17 protein-coding genes are annotated in these 18,523 nt (G+C 31.1%); 6 read left to right on the top strand and 11 right to left on the bottom strand.

The annotated features are described in order from the left end of the window. Nucleotides 1–268: 268 nt before the first annotated feature. The 5 genes from ACYSNX_RS01220 to ACYSNX_RS01200 all read left to right on the top strand — a co-directional run bounded on the left by ACYSNX_RS01220 (nt 269) and on the right by ACYSNX_RS01200 (nt 8,184). Complete coding sequence (locus tag ACYSNX_RS01220; protein WP_461752870.1) at nt 269–1,195, top strand: hypothetical protein; 927 nt, start codon at nt 269–271, stop codon at nt 1,193–1,195. 3 nt (nt 1,196–1,198) lie between these two features. After that, nucleotides 1,199–4,000, top strand: coding sequence for a tubulin-like doman-containing protein (locus tag ACYSNX_RS01215; RefSeq protein WP_461752869.1), 2,802 nt, complete (start codon nt 1,199–1,201; stop codon nt 3,998–4,000). 15 nt (nt 4,001–4,015) lie between these two features. Further along, on the top strand, nt 4,016–6,166 hold the full coding sequence (locus ACYSNX_RS01210; protein WP_461752868.1) for a hypothetical protein: 2,151 nt from the start codon (nt 4,016–4,018) through the stop codon (nt 6,164–6,166). Continuing rightward, the gene (locus ACYSNX_RS01205) at nt 6,163–7,161 is read left to right on the top strand and encodes a vWA domain-containing protein (protein ID WP_461752867.1); all 999 of its coding nucleotides are present in this window, start codon (nt 6,163–6,165) and stop codon (nt 7,159–7,161) included. Before ACYSNX_RS01210 ends, ACYSNX_RS01205 begins: the two co-directional genes overlap by 4 nt. 321 nt (nt 7,162–7,482) lie before the next feature. Then, nucleotides 7,483–8,184 carry an SIMPL domain-containing protein gene (locus ACYSNX_RS01200; RefSeq protein ID WP_461752866.1) on the top strand — a complete coding sequence of 234 codons (702 nt, stop codon included), beginning with the start codon at nt 7,483–7,485 and terminating at the stop codon, nt 8,182–8,184. A gap of 185 nt (nt 8,185–8,369) precedes the next feature. On the opposite strand, the gene ACYSNX_RS01195 is transcribed toward ACYSNX_RS01200, so the two are convergent. The 10 genes from ACYSNX_RS01195 to ACYSNX_RS01150 all read right to left on the bottom strand — a co-directional run bounded on the left by ACYSNX_RS01195 (nt 8,370) and on the right by ACYSNX_RS01150 (nt 16,904). Further along, nucleotides 8,370–9,335 (bottom strand): hypothetical protein, encoded by a 966-nt coding sequence (locus tag ACYSNX_RS01195; protein ID WP_461752865.1) that lies wholly within the window; start codon nt 9,333–9,335, stop codon nt 8,370–8,372. A 223-nt stretch (nt 9,336–9,558) separates the two neighbouring features. Next, nucleotides 9,559–10,035: an SMI1/KNR4 family protein gene (locus ACYSNX_RS01190; RefSeq protein WP_461752864.1), complete on the bottom strand. Its 477-nt coding sequence runs from the start codon at nt 10,033–10,035 to the stop codon at nt 9,559–9,561. A gap of 58 nt (nt 10,036–10,093) precedes the next feature. Then, nucleotides 10,094–10,612, bottom strand: coding sequence for a hypothetical protein (locus tag ACYSNX_RS01185; protein ID WP_461752863.1), 519 nt, complete (start codon nt 10,610–10,612; stop codon nt 10,094–10,096). A gap of 20 nt (nt 10,613–10,632) precedes the next feature. Then, on the bottom strand, nt 10,633–11,190 hold the full coding sequence (locus ACYSNX_RS01180; protein WP_461752862.1) for a hypothetical protein: 558 nt from the start codon (nt 11,188–11,190) through the stop codon (nt 10,633–10,635). Next, complete coding sequence (locus ACYSNX_RS01175) at nt 11,180–11,926, bottom strand: hypothetical protein (protein WP_461752861.1); 747 nt, start codon at nt 11,924–11,926, stop codon at nt 11,180–11,182. The genes ACYSNX_RS01180 and ACYSNX_RS01175 overlap by 11 nt, the downstream gene beginning before the upstream one ends. A gap of 236 nt (nt 11,927–12,162) precedes the next feature. After that, nucleotides 12,163–12,612: a hypothetical protein gene (locus ACYSNX_RS01170; RefSeq protein ID WP_461752860.1), complete on the bottom strand. Its 450-nt coding sequence runs from the start codon at nt 12,610–12,612 to the stop codon at nt 12,163–12,165. A gap of 105 nt (nt 12,613–12,717) precedes the next feature. Further along, entirely contained in the window at nt 12,718–13,299 is a 582-nt protein-coding gene (locus tag ACYSNX_RS01165; protein ID WP_461752859.1) for a hypothetical protein, read from the bottom strand. A gap of 6 nt (nt 13,300–13,305) precedes the next feature. After that, nucleotides 13,306–13,803: a hypothetical protein gene (locus ACYSNX_RS01160; RefSeq protein ID WP_461752858.1), complete on the bottom strand. Its 498-nt coding sequence runs from the start codon at nt 13,801–13,803 to the stop codon at nt 13,306–13,308. Nucleotides 13,804–14,132: 329 nt separating this feature from the next. After that, nucleotides 14,133–15,374, bottom strand: coding sequence for a DNA (cytosine-5-)-methyltransferase (gene dcm / locus ACYSNX_RS01155; protein WP_461752857.1), 1,242 nt, complete (start codon nt 15,372–15,374; stop codon nt 14,133–14,135). 66 nt (nt 15,375–15,440) lie between these two features. Then, nucleotides 15,441–16,904, bottom strand: coding sequence for a Sau3AI family type II restriction endonuclease (locus ACYSNX_RS01150; protein ID WP_461752856.1), 1,464 nt, complete (start codon nt 16,902–16,904; stop codon nt 15,441–15,443). A gap of 885 nt (nt 16,905–17,789) precedes the next feature. On the opposite strand from ACYSNX_RS01150, the gene ACYSNX_RS01145 reads away from it, so the two are divergent. Continuing rightward, a complete protein-coding gene (locus tag ACYSNX_RS01145; RefSeq protein WP_461752855.1) occupies nt 17,790–18,113 on the top strand; it encodes an NINE protein in 324 nt (107 codons plus the stop codon). A 66-nt stretch (nt 18,114–18,179) separates the two neighbouring features. Here the strand turns inward: ACYSNX_RS01145 and ACYSNX_RS01140 are convergent, their stop codons facing one another. Continuing rightward, nucleotides 18,180–18,326 (bottom strand): hypothetical protein, encoded by a 147-nt coding sequence (locus tag ACYSNX_RS01140; protein WP_461752854.1) that lies wholly within the window; start codon nt 18,324–18,326, stop codon nt 18,180–18,182. Nucleotides 18,327–18,523 lie beyond the last annotated feature (197 nt).

Here is an 18,523-nt window from a genome sequence, read left to right as displayed (position 1 = left end):
TGTTTTTTTTTAAGTTCTATTAATAGAACTAGATTAAATTTCCATACTCCATCTTTTGAGTTTACTAGCTAATAATCAAAATTATTTCCAAGAATTGTATTAAACTAACAGATAGAAATTACCCAATTTGAGGATTAAAACCATCTCTAATTAATATATTAAAATTAACTTAATATAAGATAAGTAAACAATCGTACGTCAAATAAATATAATAACTCACAAAACATTTATTGTAATTTGTTTGAATTTTATGTATTTTTATAACAATATGTTAAAAATAATTATGTATAAGATTTTACAACTAGCCGTTTCATTATGTATTATTTCTGTTCTTTTTATCCGTTGTGATAAACCAGAACAAGAGAGTCTGTCTAACTCCAACTTCGGTAATGCTACAAGTTATGACTCTTTTCTTTGGAAGGAAAAAAGATCGGATACCCTAGAAAAATCATTCTCATATACTTTTAATAATTGGGCAGAAGAATCTAATTCCTATGTGAATATTATCTTAGAAGATCAAAATAAAAGTCCTTTGACAAGTCAAAATGGATATCATTTTATAATCAATGATACAAAAGTTGAAAATGGTAAAATACTATTAAACTCAAAAGATAAATCTAGAGATACTTTACAGTTCAAATTGGTAATCACTGACCCTATGCTAAGCGATATTTATGGTTATATGAGTATTGATGACAATAATCTAGATCGTGTAAATGAATTTGAAAATCCAAATAACACTACCATCTATAAATGGAGTGCCCATCACCAGAAAATTACCAATCCATTAAAGGTTACAATACTTTGGATTCTCAGTATTTTAATAGGTATTACTTTATTTTACCTTCTATTTATTAAACCTTTTGTCTACAAACGCTTTAGTAAAGGACAAGTTACCATTCAAGCTCCGTTTTATCTCAATGTGAATCTTAGAGGGAAAATAGAGGTTATTTACTCCAATGTATTAATTAAGCAAGGCTTCCTTAAAAAGCTCTTTACCGGAAATAGACAAGGGTATAAAAATCCTTTTTTCACCTCTCCTATCCACCTAACCCCAGGAGTTAAAGGAAAAGTAAGAATTCGCACGGCTGGTCATTATACTATAGAACCTTTTACCTCCACTTTAGAAAAAGGAAAACAATACCAACTAACCAACAATGAAACAAAAGAAAAAATAACCATTACATACATTTAAATTATGGCACATATCTTAAAAAGAAGTTTATTTATAGGTCTTGGTGGCACAGGAGCACAAGCATTACTTCAAACCAAAAAGCGCTTTTTAGACACATACGGTCAAATTCCCCCAATGATTGGTTTTTTAGTAATTGATACCGATGTTAGTACAGGTTCAAAAACTATCCCTAGAGATAATGTTCTTAGAGAGCACCAAAACACTAATGATAAAGTATCTTTTCTTCCATCTGAAATCATACATATTGGAGTACAAGGTGCTGCAGCTGCTTATAACTTAAATAAGGATACTATTTTTGATTGGATGCCACAAGAAAACGAGTACGCCCTTAGAAACCTATGGCAAGGTGCTGGCCAAGTAAGAACTAATGGAAGGTTCGGAACCTACTTCAACCAAGCTACAATTATGCACGCAGTGCAAAAGAAAATAGCCGATATACAAAACATCAATATAGCAAATCAAACAGAATTCACACCAAAGGATAGTGGTATTGAAATTAGTTTTGTGTTCTCTATTGCAGGTGGAACAGGTAGTGGAACTTTTATTGATATTGTATACTTAGTTAAAGAAGCTTTAAAAGGCAATAGTAATGTAACCAATATAGGTTTTGCTGTATTACCTGATGTATTTAATGCCATGCAACAAGGGGTTTCTATGGCTAACACAAGACCAAATAGCTATGGGGCTTTAATGGACCTTGACTTTTTAATGAGTAAAGATATTCCAAATCATGGTTTAACCATTAATCTTAATAATCAGATTATACCAATTGAAACCAACCCTTTTGATATTTTATTTACCATCGGAAATAAAAATACAAGTGGAGCGGTTGTAAACCATATCTCCGACATTGCAGAACAAATTGGTTTAGCAATGTTTACTGGGGCAAGTGAGCTTAGTGCTAATATGAATAGTGTATACGACAATATTATTACTATTCTATCAGGAGGCGCCCTTGATGTCTTAAATAAAAGAGCATGGGCATGCGGAATGGGAATGAGCGAACTTTATTACGATGGTAATACCCTAGGTAATATTTTCGCACGAAGAGTATATGAAAGTATAATAAATAACTTGTTAAGCCCAGATGCGGATGCTCAGCGTTTAGCCAATCTATTTATTGATAATCCAGAGGTTAATATACGTGAGAACAATGGTAATGATAATTTAATCAACGCATTACTTAATAAAACACCTTCTAATTTATTTCCTCATGTAGATGATGTTAGTGATTTAAAGAATCAAATTGCAGCTTACTTAAATTCTGTGGAGAATTCTGCTGAAATAACTATTAAAGAAGTAGAGAATGAAAAATTCAAAGAAGTTTGCAAGCATTTAAAAGACTTTATAACTAAGGAACTTAACTCAGAACATGGAGTAGGAAATGTAAAAGACTTTCTAATTGATTTAGATAATCAATTAAAGATCTTCTTTAAGGAAATGGATGAAGAACATCAAGAGTTCTCTAAAGAAAAAGCCAACTTAGAAACAGCTTTAGATAGCGACATAATTCACCTGCAGTCAAGTTCTAAAGGACTTGCCTCTTTCTTGAAGAAATCTTCTATTAGAGAGAGTAAAGAATCCTTAAGTGAATTAGTTAACAGGCAAGCAAGTAACCTTCATGAAATCAAAAGAAGAGTTTATGCTAAGCAATTTTTAAATAAATTAATAGAAGAGGTATCTGATTATAAAAACAAAATTGAAACCATTACTTCCAAATTAACTGGAGTGAAAGAAATAGCTACAAGCTTTGTAAATAACATGGTCAATGCTACCAATGAGAAGCAAAAAACTTTTGTCATTGACCTACACAAAGAAGACATAGCAAACACCTATGCTAGCAAAGATGATTATTTGTTACCAGACTTTATTGCCTCATTTAGAAAAACCCTGCAAAATGGTATTTTGTCTTTTGAGGAGTTAAACTTAGAAAGTATTGAAAACATTTTTTGGAAATACTGTAAGAAGTTACCTAAAGCTCAAAGCTTTAGAAACAAATCTATTGATGACGTATTAAGAGATTTACCAGAAGATAAAACAAAAGAAATAGCAAATAAACTACTAGCCAAATCCCATGCCCTATGGCAACATAGTTCTAAGGGGTATACGGTGGGGAAACAAATATTCGATTATTTTATTATTGGACTTCCTTCAAAGAATTCCAAGTTTAAAAATTCGTTTTCTAGTCTAATACAAAACCAAAACATTGACTATGTATCAACAGGAATACACAATAAAGTAATTTGTTACAGAATGGAAGCTGCCTCTCCTATCTATGGTGTATTAGATGTGGAAGGTTACGCAAAAGATCATGATAAGATAAGTGAAAACACCAGTGCCATGGTCTATAATATAGATAAGAATTGGCTTACAAAAATGCAGCGTACCAATTTTTCGATGTGGCCAGTAAGACAAGAAGATAATAGCCTTCAAGCTTGGGTATTAGCCTTTGGCTACGGTTTTATAAAGTTAGACGACAAGAAAAACATCTATAAGATTTACTCTCCTAATCAAGGAGATGCACTAGATGGGTATTGGTATAATCTCTCAGAATACAGAGATGAAGCTTTTGACCTTTTCAAAAGAGGAAAGTTTACAGATGAGCTGATACAAAGTATCGAAAGTAAACAATCTAAAGATGGTGAGTCTATTAGTAGCAACTTGATACAAGATGTCAAGAAAAACTATGTTACTAATTACGCTCAAATTAATCTTTCTAGAGAAGATTTAGAAAAGCCTATTTACCAAAAAGTAGCCGATCTACTTCGAAAAGAAATTGATTTTGTGACTAAAGAGTTAAATTAAAAGAACAACATTTTTATGATAAGTCCATCCATTAATATTGCAATTGGAAAAGAGGCTAAAGTATGCATAGAAAGTCTTGCGGGTATATTTACTACTCGCGAGACTTCTCTTGTTAAATTAATGTCCTTTTATAGTATTGAAGCCAAAGATGTAACAACATACAAGGTATTTAATAAAGAGTCTATGGCATTAACTCCTTATTCTTTATTGGATAAAAAAGACGAATCTCTAAGTGAAAACCATATTTTCTTAGCACAAGCCTATAATGACTTAATTTCTATTATAAATGTACTTTTTAAAGACCTACAATACAACTTCATAAATGTCAACCTGCTCTATTCTGGAATAGATATAGACATTTCTTTAGTGAAGTCTTTAAGTGATATTATCAGGCAATACACCCAAGAAGGAACCTTTGGTACGGTTATTATAAAAAACTATGTAATAATCTCAGATGGAACTGGAATTTTATCCTCTACTCAAGAGCAGCAATTACAAAAGAACCTAAGTGAGTTAGAGCAAATCAAAATACAAAACATCATCGTTGATAAAATATTTTTAATTGACGATAAAAATATAGATTCTGTATTCCTAGGAAAAAAACACGACTATTTACCCTTTGCCCTCTATGAGTTTTGGATAAATATGATGACCAATGAATATAGCCTTACTAGTAATCTACCTGGGTATAATAACTTTATAGCTTTAGGAATTGGCATGGTATTCTTTGATCAAATTTATTTTGATCGCTACTTCGACAAGCGCATTTATAAAGGTTTTCTAAATCAACAACAAATCATTAATTCTAAAAAAAATCTTTTAGACACAACTTCCCTAGATTGGATCAATCCAATCTTAGAGCAAGTATACAAAGACCCTAAAGAGGATTTAAGTAAAATTCATGACTTTGTTATGCAAAAAGACCATGACTTAAGTTATGGTTCCTATCTGCATATTTTGTCTTTACTTCTTGGTAGAGTACCAAGTGAAATTATCAATGGAGATGAATTTACTTGTAAATACTCTTTAAAAGAACTGGTATATCACCTTGTATATACTTATGTTATAGAAGACAAAAAACAATATACTAGCCTTGATAAAGCTAAGCACTTATTGATTTTAGAGGCTTCCTATATACAGGAAATTGAAGAGCTAGAAGAATCGAAACTTGACTATAGCCAAGAAATTGAAGACTTAAACCAGAAGCTTCAACAAACGAGAGACTCCCTATTACAATACAATAAGGATTTAGAAAGAATCTTTAATAATTACAAAAAACCCCTTGAGCGAAAGCAAATTCAAATTCACCAAACATCTGTTTTAGACCATGAAATAAAAGAGTTACAAACTCTTTTAAATTCTGCAAAAAGCAAACTTAATAAGATGAATTTCTTTTCAAAAATATTTTGTTCAGGTAAAGTAAAACAGCAAATAAAAACCCTTGAATTAAAAATTGGCAATATTGAGATAGAGATAAGAAATAATTCTAAGAGCAAGGCTAGTATAGAACAAGGTCTTAAGAAACTGTATGATTTATATGAGATTTGCTTACATAACTACAAAACGGTAGAGACTCTAAGTAACGGAATGAAAACTACTTATAAAAGGCTACAAAGCCTTTTTGATAAAGCACCTTATATTGATTATCCGTTTGTGCAGAATATATTAGATGATAAACTTTTAAACTCTTATTATAAAGAAAATAAAAAACATTTCCACCAAGGACCTAATATGGACTTAAATGCTGTATTTTCCTATGACTCCCAAGAGCATGCTTTTTTAATACAGGAAATACAGGATCATTATATAATGGCTACTATCAAGCATAGGGAGAATATCATTGATTTTAAAATGGATCAATACATGAATAGTGCTTATGATCACAAGAAATTATTCACAGAATTTGACTATGATATAGATATTAAAAAACTGCAAAAAAGAAGTAATACATTCATCAATATGATACCAACGTATCAAAAGCAGTCTCATGAATTAATTTCTTTATACCCCTTTAAAAACAATAATATAATAACAAAAGCTCTAGAACCCTTTTACTCTGCTTCTATACCTCAGCTAATAAACAATCCTAATCAAGATCGCTTTGTTTGTATACAAATTGAAACTATAAGCTCTTTAGACAATATAGCTAAAACATCTAAAAAATGAAACAACTCATGAAATCCACTTTCAAATTTATACTATTCTCTTTTTTCACCTTACTCTGCTTTCAGACTTTAAGGGCACAGGATAATACGATGGAAAAGAAATATATCTTTGAACTAGACATCACAAAATCCATGTGGGGATTAGCCTCAGAAAGCAACCTAGATATTTTTGATCAAGTAAGGGAGCAGCTAATTAAAGCTATTAGAGAAATCCAAGATCCTTCTTCGGATATAGTTCTGATCACTTGGCAAGATAAGATCATAGATACTTGGCAGCAGAAAGCAACTCAAAAGGGTAAGCAAGAATTGATTGATCAATTAAATGCCATATCTGCCAAAACTGTACCAGGGCAAAACACTAATATTTACAATGCATGGATGGAAGCCAAGAAATATGTTGATCCCAATAAGATAAATATCATATACCTACTAACTGACGGAAAGCATACGGTAAGAAATCCACCCATCTCAAAACTTTATCAGGAAATACCACAATGGCAAGATTTTTCTAAAGACAAAGACTATTATATGTTTATTGTAGAGCTAACCTCAGAAGCCATAGATCAAAAACTTCGCTCTCAAGTAGAGAAGACCAATAAGGTAGAGTTTATTCATGGTATCGAGTTTTATACTCTATACATTAATCAAACCAATGTAGTAGTTAATTTAGATGAGCAATTAGAATTTCCACTTTCCATTCAAACTCAAAATCTACCTAAAAAATACCAGGATATTAAAGTGAAACTAAATTTAGATAATGAAAATTTCGAAATTGTAAATCCCCTTATAACCTTATCTGATATACCAACAACTATTAAATTAAGACTTTTAAAACCCCTAGATCAAGTAAAAGCCTCTTTACCAGAGTCCTCTTCCCTCCAAATCCAATTAGAATTAGAGGATAATGAACATAAACATGTAAAACTGATAAACAAAATAATAACCTGTAAGATAATCAACAAAAAAGAGAAAGTGTTTTATTTTAAAGAGCTTTAAACAATTCATGCTGGTATTACCAGCATGAATTGTTTAAAGCTATATATGGAACTAATCTTCTATTTTTAGGTTGAACTATTTTTTAGATTTAAGAAATAGAAAGTAACCTCTAAATGGGAGGTCAAAGGGTTACTTATATACGGACATATTATTCTAATTAATAGCTGCTTGTATTTATTATTTTTGTAGATTTATTAATTCTAAACCTAGATTCTTTTAACCTATAATCAACCTTAGTATCAACTATTTGAATTTCCAAAATTCTGTAATGAATCTATGAAAGAACAAGATTTAACTAACATTTCCCCTATAATAAAGACTATGAAAAAAACTCTTTTATTTCTTATTTTCCTTTTCTCTGTAAGCCAATTATTAGCGCAGAAAAATTATCTAGATCAACCCTTTATTGAAACAACTGCTAGAGTAGACTCTTTAGTTATACCAGACAAAATTTTTATTTCGATCCACTTAAATGAAAGCGATTCAAAAAATAAGAAATCTGTTGAGGAGCAAGAAAGACAATTAGAATCAGTATTAAAGAACTTAAATATAGATACTCACAAAGACTTATCCTTATTAGACTTCTCAAGTAATTTCAAGCAATATTTCTTAAAAGGTCAAAGTGTGATAAAAACAAAAATGTACTCTCTTTTAGTTAGGGACGCAGTGACTGCCGCAAAAGTTTTAACTGAATTAGAAAATGTAGGGATTTCAAATGTCAACATTGAGAGAACAGAATATTCTAAATCGGAAGAACTTTTACTTGAATTAAAATCAAAAGCTGTATTAAAATCCAAATTAACAGCGGAGAGTTTAGCTAAACCACTACAACAAAAAGTAGGAAAAGCAATTTACATATCAGATGATAATTCTATTTCTAATGCATTACAAGGTCAAACTCTAGGAATTACAATTCGAGGGATGTCTAATTTATATGGTGCAAAATCAATGGAGCCCATGTATACTGAATTCCAAAAAATAAAATTTGAAGCTGAAGTAAATGTTAAGTATATATTAGAATAAACACTTTACTAGATATTAAAAACCCTAAATTTTAATGCACGAGGACATCTATAGGTCACCCTAAAAAAGGGAAGCCTATAGATAGTTTATAATAACTCAACAACCTCTAATAGAGTTATTTTCACTTTTGTTATTAGACAATAATACTTCAAATAATTTTCTTGATTGGCTTTATTAGTGTCCTATTACGGTATTATATTTAACTGATAAAGTAAAAAAGGATTGACTTGCTCTTGCAATTCCCTTACAGATTCAGGGAAAGTATATGTCTTTGGATATTTGTCTCTAAACTCCACTTCCATATCTCTTAAATGACTTGAGAAAAAATAGTCTTTGAAACCTTGTACAGAACTACTCCCCTTTGCATCTTGCCATTGATAGAATTGCGCTAAATTATCATTTATTGCCTTGGCAAATAAAGGATCCTCAATGTTTTGTACAGTAACCAAAGAAACACTTACTTTTGGCAATTCGTTATAAGGTAGCTTAGTAATAATAAAGTCTATTTTATCGTCTTGAAATTGACTTAGGTAATCTTTAAATTCTTGCTCTCTAAATAACTTATTAGCTGACTGTTGGAATTTACCTTGCTGATAGTTTTTGTCTTCTAATAAATGGCGATTCTGCCAAGTAACTAAAGGACTATTTAATAACATCTCTTGTGGTAAATCCTGGTCTAATCCAAAGTCCCAATCAAAGTCCGTTTTCTGTATAAATAATTGATTGCTCACTTTAAAAGGAACAAATAACTTTGTTATTGTATCGTTGAAACTTAGTTGTACAGAATCACTTAGTATTCTTGTAGCCTGAGCAATAAACTCTGGAGTAGCTCTAGAATCGTTCTTATCTACAAACAAAGTTTTTAGAAAAACATAAGAGCTCTGAGTTGGATTAATAATAGCAGTAGAATTATTCACACGTCCTCCATTGTGAAAGTTAACCTCTTGGTCTAGGTATTTTAAAGTGTGTTTTCCGAATTTGATATCTACATCCAATTTACTATTGGCAGGAATATCATAAGCCGTTTGGTCAATGTAGACACTTATTGCTTGATCAGTTGGATTATCAATTGTATACTGGTTAGAACTAGGCTGACATGCCATAAGCAAAAGACCTAGACAAAGTAATGGCAAAAACAATAAACTTCTCATATTTTCTTTTTGATAAAAATACCTAAATACAACCAAAACAACCAATTAACGTGATTCTTTTAATACATTATTATGTGTTTATACTGTAAAGTTATTTTTTAAATTCTAGAATCAAGATGAAGTCGACTTTAAGAGGCTTTTTATTTTTAAAAGAAAATGGTTAGTTGTAATCGACTTATACTCCCCACTCTATAGAAATTTTATAAAACACTTAGACACTTTGCTAAAAATCCTCTTGTATCTCATCTACAAATCCTTGCCATTGAGTCAGCAAATAATCTTCAAAAGAGTCGAATAATTTATTCTCTATTTTCTCTAAGGCGCAATTATAATTATACACAGGGTTTTGTAATGGGTTACTACATTCTAATACCCAACAACCACTGAAAAAATCACTACTTATTACAACATAATTATGCGGTAAGTTATAATACTTTCTGCCATAAAGAGTAGCTCCTTCTAAGGTGTAAATATTATCCTCTACTGCATCTTGATCCCATATCCCATTAGTATGTAATTCCTCTATAATACCACCTCCACCAAATTCTTTCAAATAAGAGCAAATCTGCTGATCTAATACTACTTGTAAACGCTCACCAAGTTCTTGAATAGCCTTATCAGATGCACTCCCGAAGAACTCTACCTCCTCACCTACCTGTTCAACTTGCTCAACTAAATATTTAAATTTTTCTATATTCATTCCTATCTCATTTTTTAATTTTTGAATCCTTTAGGAGTGTCTCCTTGTGTTTTAGGTCCTATAAGTTTATCTGTTCAACTTCTATTTTCTTTGTCCAAATACTATATGGAGCTAACTCTACAGGAATCATCTCTAAATCAAAGTAATTTTCAAATTCTCCTTCTATATCCACTTTTAATAAGAAAGTATCACTACTTCTAGAAAGGGTAAAATGATACGTATGACCATCTGGTATCCCATTATAATAGTCATTCAAAATAAAATGTCGGAAGATGGTATAGTAGCTATTATCATAAACAACTAAGAAATCATTTTCCCCTACCTTTTTCTCAAATACCTCAGCCTTCCCATTTATAAACACCTTGTCTGTAAGTCCTTTTGTAAAAAGCTTTTGATCAGAGGTGGAATTAATAGAATGAGAAACGCGTTGTATCTCGACTTTTTCAATAGATAATCCATCCTCTAGAGTGACTATTACACTATTGTGAGTTTGCTTAAAAAAGCTCTCCCATAATAGTATGCTAATGCCAACTACTAATAAAACACCGATACAAAACTTTAGAGTTTTACTTTTCATTTTCTATTTTAAGGTAATACCTATTGATTTGTAGTAATAACGATAGATGCTAAGGGGTTTAGAGAAATAGAATCCTCAGGAGAACCAAAATCATTTCTAGGTAGCTTTTGATATAATTCGATTTCTATAGCAGCTGTGTTTTCTGGAATATCCACACTTTGCTTTTTAGTATAATTATATCCAATGGTATTATTACCTTCTTTTCCTGCTACTCTAGCAACCTCAACAATATGCACTAAATAAAGAGTGTCTCCTTTTATTTGTTTATCCAAAGTAATCTTTGCTATTCTTTGAGCTCTTAATCCAGAAGAAGATAAAAACCCTTGTAACTGATATTCTAAACTCTTCTTACTCTCATGTAAAACAATAATACTAGGCTCTAGCATACCAGGGCTTATTTCCATTGTTTTACTGGAGCTAAAATCATTATCTGATGATTTTTGCAAAGAAGGGGTAGAAAAAACTGTTTCAAGTTGTACTCTATAAGAAGATGTAGAACAACTAAGAAAACTAAATATGCATAATAAGCCCATGATTTTCCATTTTAAAGCCATATTTACCTTGTATTTATCCATCATAATCCATGCTTACTACCTCTAGGTTATCTACACAAATATCTAAAAGGTGATCTACTAAATTATTATCCCCTGCTGTAATTCTAACTTCCATATCATCTTGGCTATATAAGTTAAAATGTAGGCTAAATACCTCTAGAGTAGTATACCAATGTGCGTTAGCATTTAACCCTAATGAAGTTTCAAATGACTTATTATAAAATAGAATAAGTTCTTCTTTAAAATTTGCCATCTTAGATAATGCTTTATTAATCATTTTAATATCAAGAGCGTTTAACTCTACTTCATCTTCCTTGTATAAGTAAACCCTATCACAGGAAACCTTCTTTTGAAATACAACTACTTCCTTATTTCTTAGATGATATGCATACGCTTTATCCGACTCAATAAAACCAGATAATTCTAAGGTTGTAGGTGCATGGAATACTATAGGCTCTCTTGGATCTTTTCTAGCAAAAGTATCTTTCATCGAGAGTGCCTTATCTTGTAATACACTCAAACGAGCTACTTGCTTGAAAAGAGATGTATCAGCAATTTCGTCGTATAATTGGTAAGCCTTCTGATGAAATTCAAGTAGAGTATAAAGCCCTACTAAAATCTCTTTCTCTGCTATAAGAAGTTCCTTTTGCTCCAGTTTTTCTTTAAGCGTAAACAAATCAGCTAATAAGTTATTATCCTTGTACTGACTAGCTCTAAAGCCTTTCGACAACTGGTTATATTTCTTTTGTAATTCGTACATCCTTTATTTATTTAGTAGACTGCTTGTCTGCTTCCTTTTACAATTATGCCCTAAGCTATAGTTCTACGTTGTACTACCCGATTCCCTTTATTTTATAAAGGATAACTTCAAATAAAAGTTATCTAATACAAAACATGTGAACCATTAAACATTAGCTACTTTACAAAGTTCTTTCTTACTTAATTAAGAAACATAGTTAACTACTTGTTATGCTAATGAGGAGACAGGTAAAAGCTTTATTCAAATGTATCTATCATATTGAAGTTTGTGTCAAAGTAATTAGTAGAAATCTTTACTTTATCTCTCTCTAAATTATACTTGCGAATTTCCTCTAGTTCGAAAGCCGTCAGCTCCTTTTTATAGTTCTTGTCTTTTTGAGCTATAATATTTTCATTATAAAATAGAACATACCCCACAACAGGTAGACTTTTATCCATTTGATTATCTAGAAAATTAAAATAGTAAAGAATAGATTCTTCGTTGTAAAAATCCACTTTAAAATCTATTCTTTGTCTAATTACCTTCAAACCTTCCTTACCATGAACCGCCAATAAGGCTACTTCCTTGGCATCACATACTAAACTAAACCACTCAGGTAAAGCGTATATAACTTTATGAGAGTACCACTGGTCTTCTTTTTGTTTTACTTGAGTGAGCATCTGCTCTATCATTGTGTTTCCTTCCATATTCAGCTTTTTGTACATCTTTTTAAGAATACTTCTTACTACTTAACTTTTCGCTTGAGAGTGTCTTTGTCAACAGATGTAACACTTATTTTAAATCTACCTTTTCTACACAGCTTTAAGGCGTGGTAAAACTTCTTTCATCTCTTGTATAGTCTGCTTTATTAAAGCAATTAAACGTTGTCCTTGCTCTGTATCCTTGTTTACATGTACTAATAATTGTAATACTTTTGAAATGACTCCTGTACCATAATAAAAGTAATCTAGGTCGTCTTTGCTCTGTTTATATTTATTTAAAGCAGCCTCTACATGTTCCTCTTTACAAATACGTGTGATTCTTTTTTCTCTAAGCACCGCATCTCCTTTCTCCGTTAGGATCGTATATACCTTTTCTTTATTCTCTTTAGAGTCTACAAAGCTTAGATACCATAAAGCTACTTCCCTAAAATAACGGTAATTACTATGTATAGAGGTAACTTCATTTTCTAAGAAAAGCTGTCCTATTTTTACGCAGTACTCGAAGTTGGGATATTCTCTTATAAAAAGAATTTCTAATAGCTCTAATAGTGGTTCATAAGTCATTTTATTAGCCATGTTAAAAGGCTTATTCACTATTTTAGTGATTAACCTACTCTCTACCTCTAATAGGTTATCTTTTGGTAGAATATTTTCTAATTCCTGTGTTGTCATCTTTGTTTAGTTTAACTCTGTTTTAAAGTAGCTATCATGCACGCTGAAATAAGCCTTTGTATCCCATTTATCCTTACCACTTGCTAAAGACCAACAAGACAAGAACCACTTTTCAAACATCTCACATCTTTGCTGGTTGAAGTGTTCTATTTGATCTAAAATATCCTCATCAGATAATTTATCTTCCAGGTATAAGTCATCTTCTAAATCCATAATACTATCTAAAAGGACTTTAGGTAAAACTCCTTCTGGATTATGTGTTGGAAGCTGAGTGACAGAAGAACCAATTAGATCCCCACTTTGATCCTCTCTCCAATAGTAAAGTTGTAAATCATCAAAACTATATTCGAAATAGATAGTACTTACTTTATCAGTACTAGAGGTACTATTCATAGTTGATAAAGTCTCTTGGCCAATAAGTTCTATATCACTAATTAGACTAGAGGTTAAACTATCTAAGCGCTTTTGTATTTGTTCAAGTAAGGAAGTCGTTTTCTTTTGCATTCTATTTTATTTAAAAGCTATAGGCACAATCCCGAGCAATTATGACAAGGTAAAGGTAGTACTTAGGGGTATAAAGTGAAATCCCTATTTTCCATGATATTCACCCATAAACCTTTTGTTTGAGTTATCTAACTTCTAGACAAACAAATACTCATAAAAAACACTTACTTTCCTTTTCCTAAAATAAAGTTATTAGTAATTTTTTGTTCTTAAATAACTTATACTCAAACACTAGCTCTTTAAATGCAGAAGGGTTAAATTTTATAAAATAAAATTTAACCCTTCTAATATATTTTGTCCTTCTTCAGTTCAAGAACAATTCTTTTTTCTTACAATTCATCCTGAATTTTTACCTCCAATGCTAATCGTTCGATGATTCCAATAACTAAAGCATTCCCCATTAAGAAGGCTCTCTTTGTATCACTAACATTATCGTGTTTAGTATGATTATCAGGAAACATATTTAAACGTTCTAATTCCACTGGAACTAGTCTTCTTAACCTATTATTCTTATCTAGTACTACGTGTTTAAAACGTGAAGGACTCTTTCCTCCTTCACCTGTAATTATAGTTCTAGAAGCATCATTTAAGTTATCTGGGAATACCATTCCCCCTTCTGAATAATTATATTCAAAACCTGAGGTACTCTTGCGTACTTCTTTTTTAGCTCCTTTTAAATAATTCCACTTATCAATATCTTTATCCTCAATGTAGTACTCTTGTGGAACATCTTGTTCTTTTACTAAAATGTCTTTCAATAAGGTCTTTTCTCCATCATATGCACAAGTTACTTTAGCTGTATAAATCTGACCGTTATACATCATTCCAGCATTTTGAAAATCAGATATTTTCTTCCCTATTCCAAAGGTTTCACTAACCTCTTCTAAATTTTGGGTAAAAGGAATATACTGTTCATTGGTAACTTGATTGTTAATAGGAAATGATTGAGACATTACCCCTTGGTTTAAACACCAATGGTCTAATTGATCAGCTTGAATCCTATTATAAATAGCACTCCCTTTTAAGTAACCTATAAAGAATACGCGACGACGACGTTGTGGCATACCGTATTCTGCAGCATTGATAACACGCCACTCTACTGCATAGCCTAAGTCATCCAAGCATTTTAACATAATAGCAAAATCTCTTCCTCTTTGAGTAGTAGGAGATTTTAATAAACGGTCAACATTTTCAAAAATTAAATATTTTGGTTTATTTTCTTTTTCACTTAAAATACGGTTGATTGTCCACCATAGCACTCCTTTCTTCCCTAATATACCTTTAGAATTTTTTAAAGTTGTCGCTACAGAATAATCTTGACATGGAAAACCTCCGACTAAAATATCATGGTCTGGTATATCAGAAGTAGGTACCTCTTCAATATTTTCATTACTATGGTTTTGGCTTCCCCATCTATTTTCGTAGATCATTGATGCGTGCTGAGCTTTCGTGGATGGTTCCCATTGACTACTCCAACGCACTGTAAAATAATCTTCTCCAATACTTTGGTTTGCTTTTTCAAACCCTAAACGAAATCCGCCTACACCTGCAAATAGCTCTACTATATCCATTAACTATAAAAATTTAAGGCCCCAAAGATAAAAAATAAAAAACTAGGGATCAAGACTTAAATGCATTTAGCTAAAATATATAGCATCTCGTACGTAATCACCGTTTAACCACAAACATTGTTTGCTATAAAACATTTCCTGGTTTACTTTTAAGGGTACTGGTAATGGAAAAGTATCTTGTGCATTTCCCCCATGTGGTCTTACGTGAGTAATATTATTAAAAAATTTACCAGGTAAATTTGTTTTCCTTTTTCCCTCGGGAGAAATACTATGTAATATTGTACCTTCTTGAATTAATTCTTTCATTCTGTCAAACATGACTTCCACCTTTTCTAAATCTTGCACAGGCATATTCCAAAGTTTTATTTTTTCATAATAATAATCCCCTTGCCCATTGTCTTTTAAAAATACAAATAGAAATTTATTAGAAAGCTGATTGTAAAAATCAGAATCCTCCCATTGCTGCTCATAAATGTCCATAAACTCAAAAGCAGGAAATGAGGTCTGTTCTTTTGGTGTATTGTTATGATCTAATCTTACTGTCCTAATTGTTATACCAGCTTTAACAAACTCCTCAATTTCACTATGTATGTCAACTCCTAGTAAGGACTTAGTAACTGATGCATACTTATTTTTAGCACTTTGCTTTACGTTGTATTTTTCCATCAACTCCTTGGTAGGAGTTTTATTTTTAATGACTTTTTTAAACTTGCTGTATATAATATCTTCAATAGAAGTAGATACTTGTAAAGAATCTAAAATCTTACCATAGGATTTCTTTTTGTCTCCTGCTATACTTGCAATAATATGATTTACATAAGATTGTTTATAAGAGAATGCTCTTTGCATTGCTTTTATATCACTATAAGGCTGCTGGCGAAGACTCTTTGCATTTGCTCCTTTTGTGCAAGCTCCTAAATAAAAAGTGTCTCCTTCAGACAATGTATGGGCATTACCTTGCTCAATTTTCTCTTTAATTGTCAACCAATCCTTTTCAATCATTATAAGGTCTTCCCCTATTAACTTCCATATTCCAACTAGATGTATTTGTAAGTCATAAGCAGATACTCCACTTTGATGAAGATAAAAAATAAGCAAAAGATAAGCATTCTTCGTGTAGAATGAACTTGTTAAGAAATCAGGCTCATTAACTAAAGTCATGTAGTTTATAATATTTAAAACTAGTCTTTCTTTAGCCCTGAACGTTCCGTTTTTCAACCTTTTTAAAGGAGTAGATTTTAATTCTATTCCTATTTCATGAAAATCAGCCCTAGCCTCACTATTTAAATCCTGCCCAAAATAATCACGCTCTAAATATTGGCCAAACTTTCCTTTACCACCTAGTTCTTCACTAATTTTAGGTAAGAAAGATTCTTGTGTATCATAATTTGTTTGCTGTTCATTAAACATTTCTATTATACTCTTTAAGCTGTGCCCTTTTAGCGCATTTGCATAATCTAAAACAGACTTTTCATCGGTAGGATCATAAGGATACTTCTTTCCTTGGTATTCAAACATAATATGACTCATCTAAAATAATTTACTTTTGCTCATTAGTTAGAAAACATTCTTATATTTTTGAGCAACTCTAAGGGCTAAGCTAACTAAAATCTTCTCTTTTTGCAATAATAAAAGGGGAAACAACTAAATCATAGTATTCTATTTAAGTCAACAAAAACAGTACGCTAACCTTAATAATCTACTGTTTCAAGTATATAACAAGTAGCTGTTTTTGATAATCCACCACAATGTAATTATGAGATTTTCTAATTACTCTCATGAAAAACTAGAAACAAAAAGAGATGCACACTATTTGATAAGAAAGTTATTAAAAATAGTAATCGACTAAAATACATTATGAAATGGACATCGTATGGTTATTTCTACTAGGGACATTTTAAGATAGTTACCCTAAAAAGAAATCATCTATTTTAAAAGATTATTTTGGTAGAAAAAACAAATGTCATAGCAGCTATGACATTTTGAAAATCTATTGATTAAAGGCTACACAAGCCCCAATTACTAGTCCTACTAAGAAAAGTCTAAAAGCAAAAGTAATTACTTTGCGTTTATCAAGTTTGAATTCCATATGCTTAGATTTACTATTTAAATTAAATATAGCAATTATTTCTGAAAAGAAAGCTTTTAAAAAAACATTACTTCAATAACATTCAATACTTTAAAAACAACCTAGCCAGGCTCTTTTTATACTCTATCAAATGAAAATAAATATACAAAATAACACCTACTATCTATTTTAAACTTTGCGGCAAAGATTAAAATCACTTTAGAATCACTTTTGTTTACAGTAACTCTTTCTTTAAAAAAAATGGAAAAATAGATTAATACACCATTAAATAACTTTTATTGTTCTAAAAAAGGTATTTTTGTCAAATAATCAACATAACAACTATCATGAAATCTACTGGCTTAGCATATGTATTATTAATCTTTTTTGGCTATTTAGGTATACATAAGTTTTATTTAGATAAAAACTTAATGGGAATCTTATATATATTTACCTTTGGTTTTCTAGGTATCGGTTTACTTATTGATCTTTTTACCTTAGGTATCCAAGTAAGGAACTACAACCGAACACATCAATTAGAATACTCAAACTTCAATAGTAGACCTCAATCGGATATAGCTGATCAATTAAGTAAGCTAAATGAATTAAGACGCCAAGGCGTCATTACAGATAGAGAGTTTTCTGAGCAAAAAGCTAGAATATTACGTTAAGATAACTCTGAAAATATAGAAAGTAACTAACCTATATCCCTTGCGGTATTGGTTAGTTATTTTTTTTCACCAACCTAAATCTGTGTTGTAATCCTCTACCTTCTCTTTCTTCTTTACTCGTTTTGGTAAGTTTTTCTTCCCCTTGGCTAAGCGTAAAGGACTAATTTCTTCTCTTTCTTCAAATTGTTTCAAAATATATAAAGCATCTAGCATTCTTAGTATTTTGATTAAATTAAGTAATGAAATACCTTCCCCTCGCTCTAAAAGGCTAACCGTAGATCTACTCAGTGCAGAGATATTTGCCAGTTCTTGTTGACTTAAATCTTACTTAGAATTACCTTATCTGATAAAATGTTAATGTCGGATATATTACTCATAAACTTCGTTTATATATTAATGAATGATATTTC

The sequence above is a fragment of the Myroides sp. LJL115 genome (genome assembly GCF_054871665.1).
Note: the sequence above shows the minus strand (reverse complement) of the source record. Positions and strands in the feature narration are given on the sequence as shown.

Bases quoted from the DNA above. Each gene is read 5' to 3' on its own strand.
- ACYSNX_RS01220 (WP_461752870.1), top strand. From the start codon at position 269: ATGTTAAAAATAATTATGTATAAGATTTTACAACTAGCCGTTTCATTA.
- ACYSNX_RS01215 (WP_461752869.1), top strand. From the start codon at position 1,199: ATGGCACATATCTTAAAAAGAAGTTTATTTATAGGTCTTGGTGGCACA.
- ACYSNX_RS01210 (WP_461752868.1), top strand. From the start codon at position 4,016: ATGATAAGTCCATCCATTAATATTGCAATTGGAAAAGAGGCTAAAGTA.
- ACYSNX_RS01205 (WP_461752867.1), top strand. From the start codon at position 6,163: ATGAAACAACTCATGAAATCCACTTTCAAATTTATACTATTCTCTTTT.
- ACYSNX_RS01200 (WP_461752866.1), top strand. From the start codon at position 7,483: ATGAAAAAAACTCTTTTATTTCTTATTTTCCTTTTCTCTGTAAGCCAA.
- ACYSNX_RS01195 (WP_461752865.1), bottom strand. From the start codon at position 9,335: ATGAGAAGTTTATTGTTTTTGCCATTACTTTGTCTAGGTCTTTTGCTT.
- ACYSNX_RS01190 (WP_461752864.1), bottom strand. From the start codon at position 10,035: ATGAATATAGAAAAATTTAAATATTTAGTTGAGCAAGTTGAACAGGTA.
- ACYSNX_RS01185 (WP_461752863.1), bottom strand. From the start codon at position 10,612: ATGAAAAGTAAAACTCTAAAGTTTTGTATCGGTGTTTTATTAGTAGTT.
- ACYSNX_RS01180 (WP_461752862.1), bottom strand. From the start codon at position 11,190: ATGATGGATAAATACAAGGTAAATATGGCTTTAAAATGGAAAATCATG.
- ACYSNX_RS01175 (WP_461752861.1), bottom strand. From the start codon at position 11,926: ATGTACGAATTACAAAAGAAATATAACCAGTTGTCGAAAGGCTTTAGA.
- ACYSNX_RS01170 (WP_461752860.1), bottom strand. From the start codon at position 12,612: ATGGAAGGAAACACAATGATAGAGCAGATGCTCACTCAAGTAAAACAA.
- ACYSNX_RS01165 (WP_461752859.1), bottom strand. From the start codon at position 13,299: ATGACAACACAGGAATTAGAAAATATTCTACCAAAAGATAACCTATTA.
- ACYSNX_RS01160 (WP_461752858.1), bottom strand. From the start codon at position 13,803: ATGCAAAAGAAAACGACTTCCTTACTTGAACAAATACAAAAGCGCTTA.
- dcm (WP_461752857.1), bottom strand. From the start codon at position 15,374: ATGGATATAGTAGAGCTATTTGCAGGTGTAGGCGGATTTCGTTTAGGG.
- ACYSNX_RS01150 (WP_461752856.1), bottom strand. From the start codon at position 16,904: ATGAGTCATATTATGTTTGAATACCAAGGAAAGAAGTATCCTTATGAT.
- ACYSNX_RS01145 (WP_461752855.1), top strand. From the start codon at position 17,790: ATGAAATCTACTGGCTTAGCATATGTATTATTAATCTTTTTTGGCTAT.
- ACYSNX_RS01140 (WP_461752854.1), bottom strand. From the start codon at position 18,326: ATGCTAGATGCTTTATATATTTTGAAACAATTTGAAGAAAGAGAAGAA.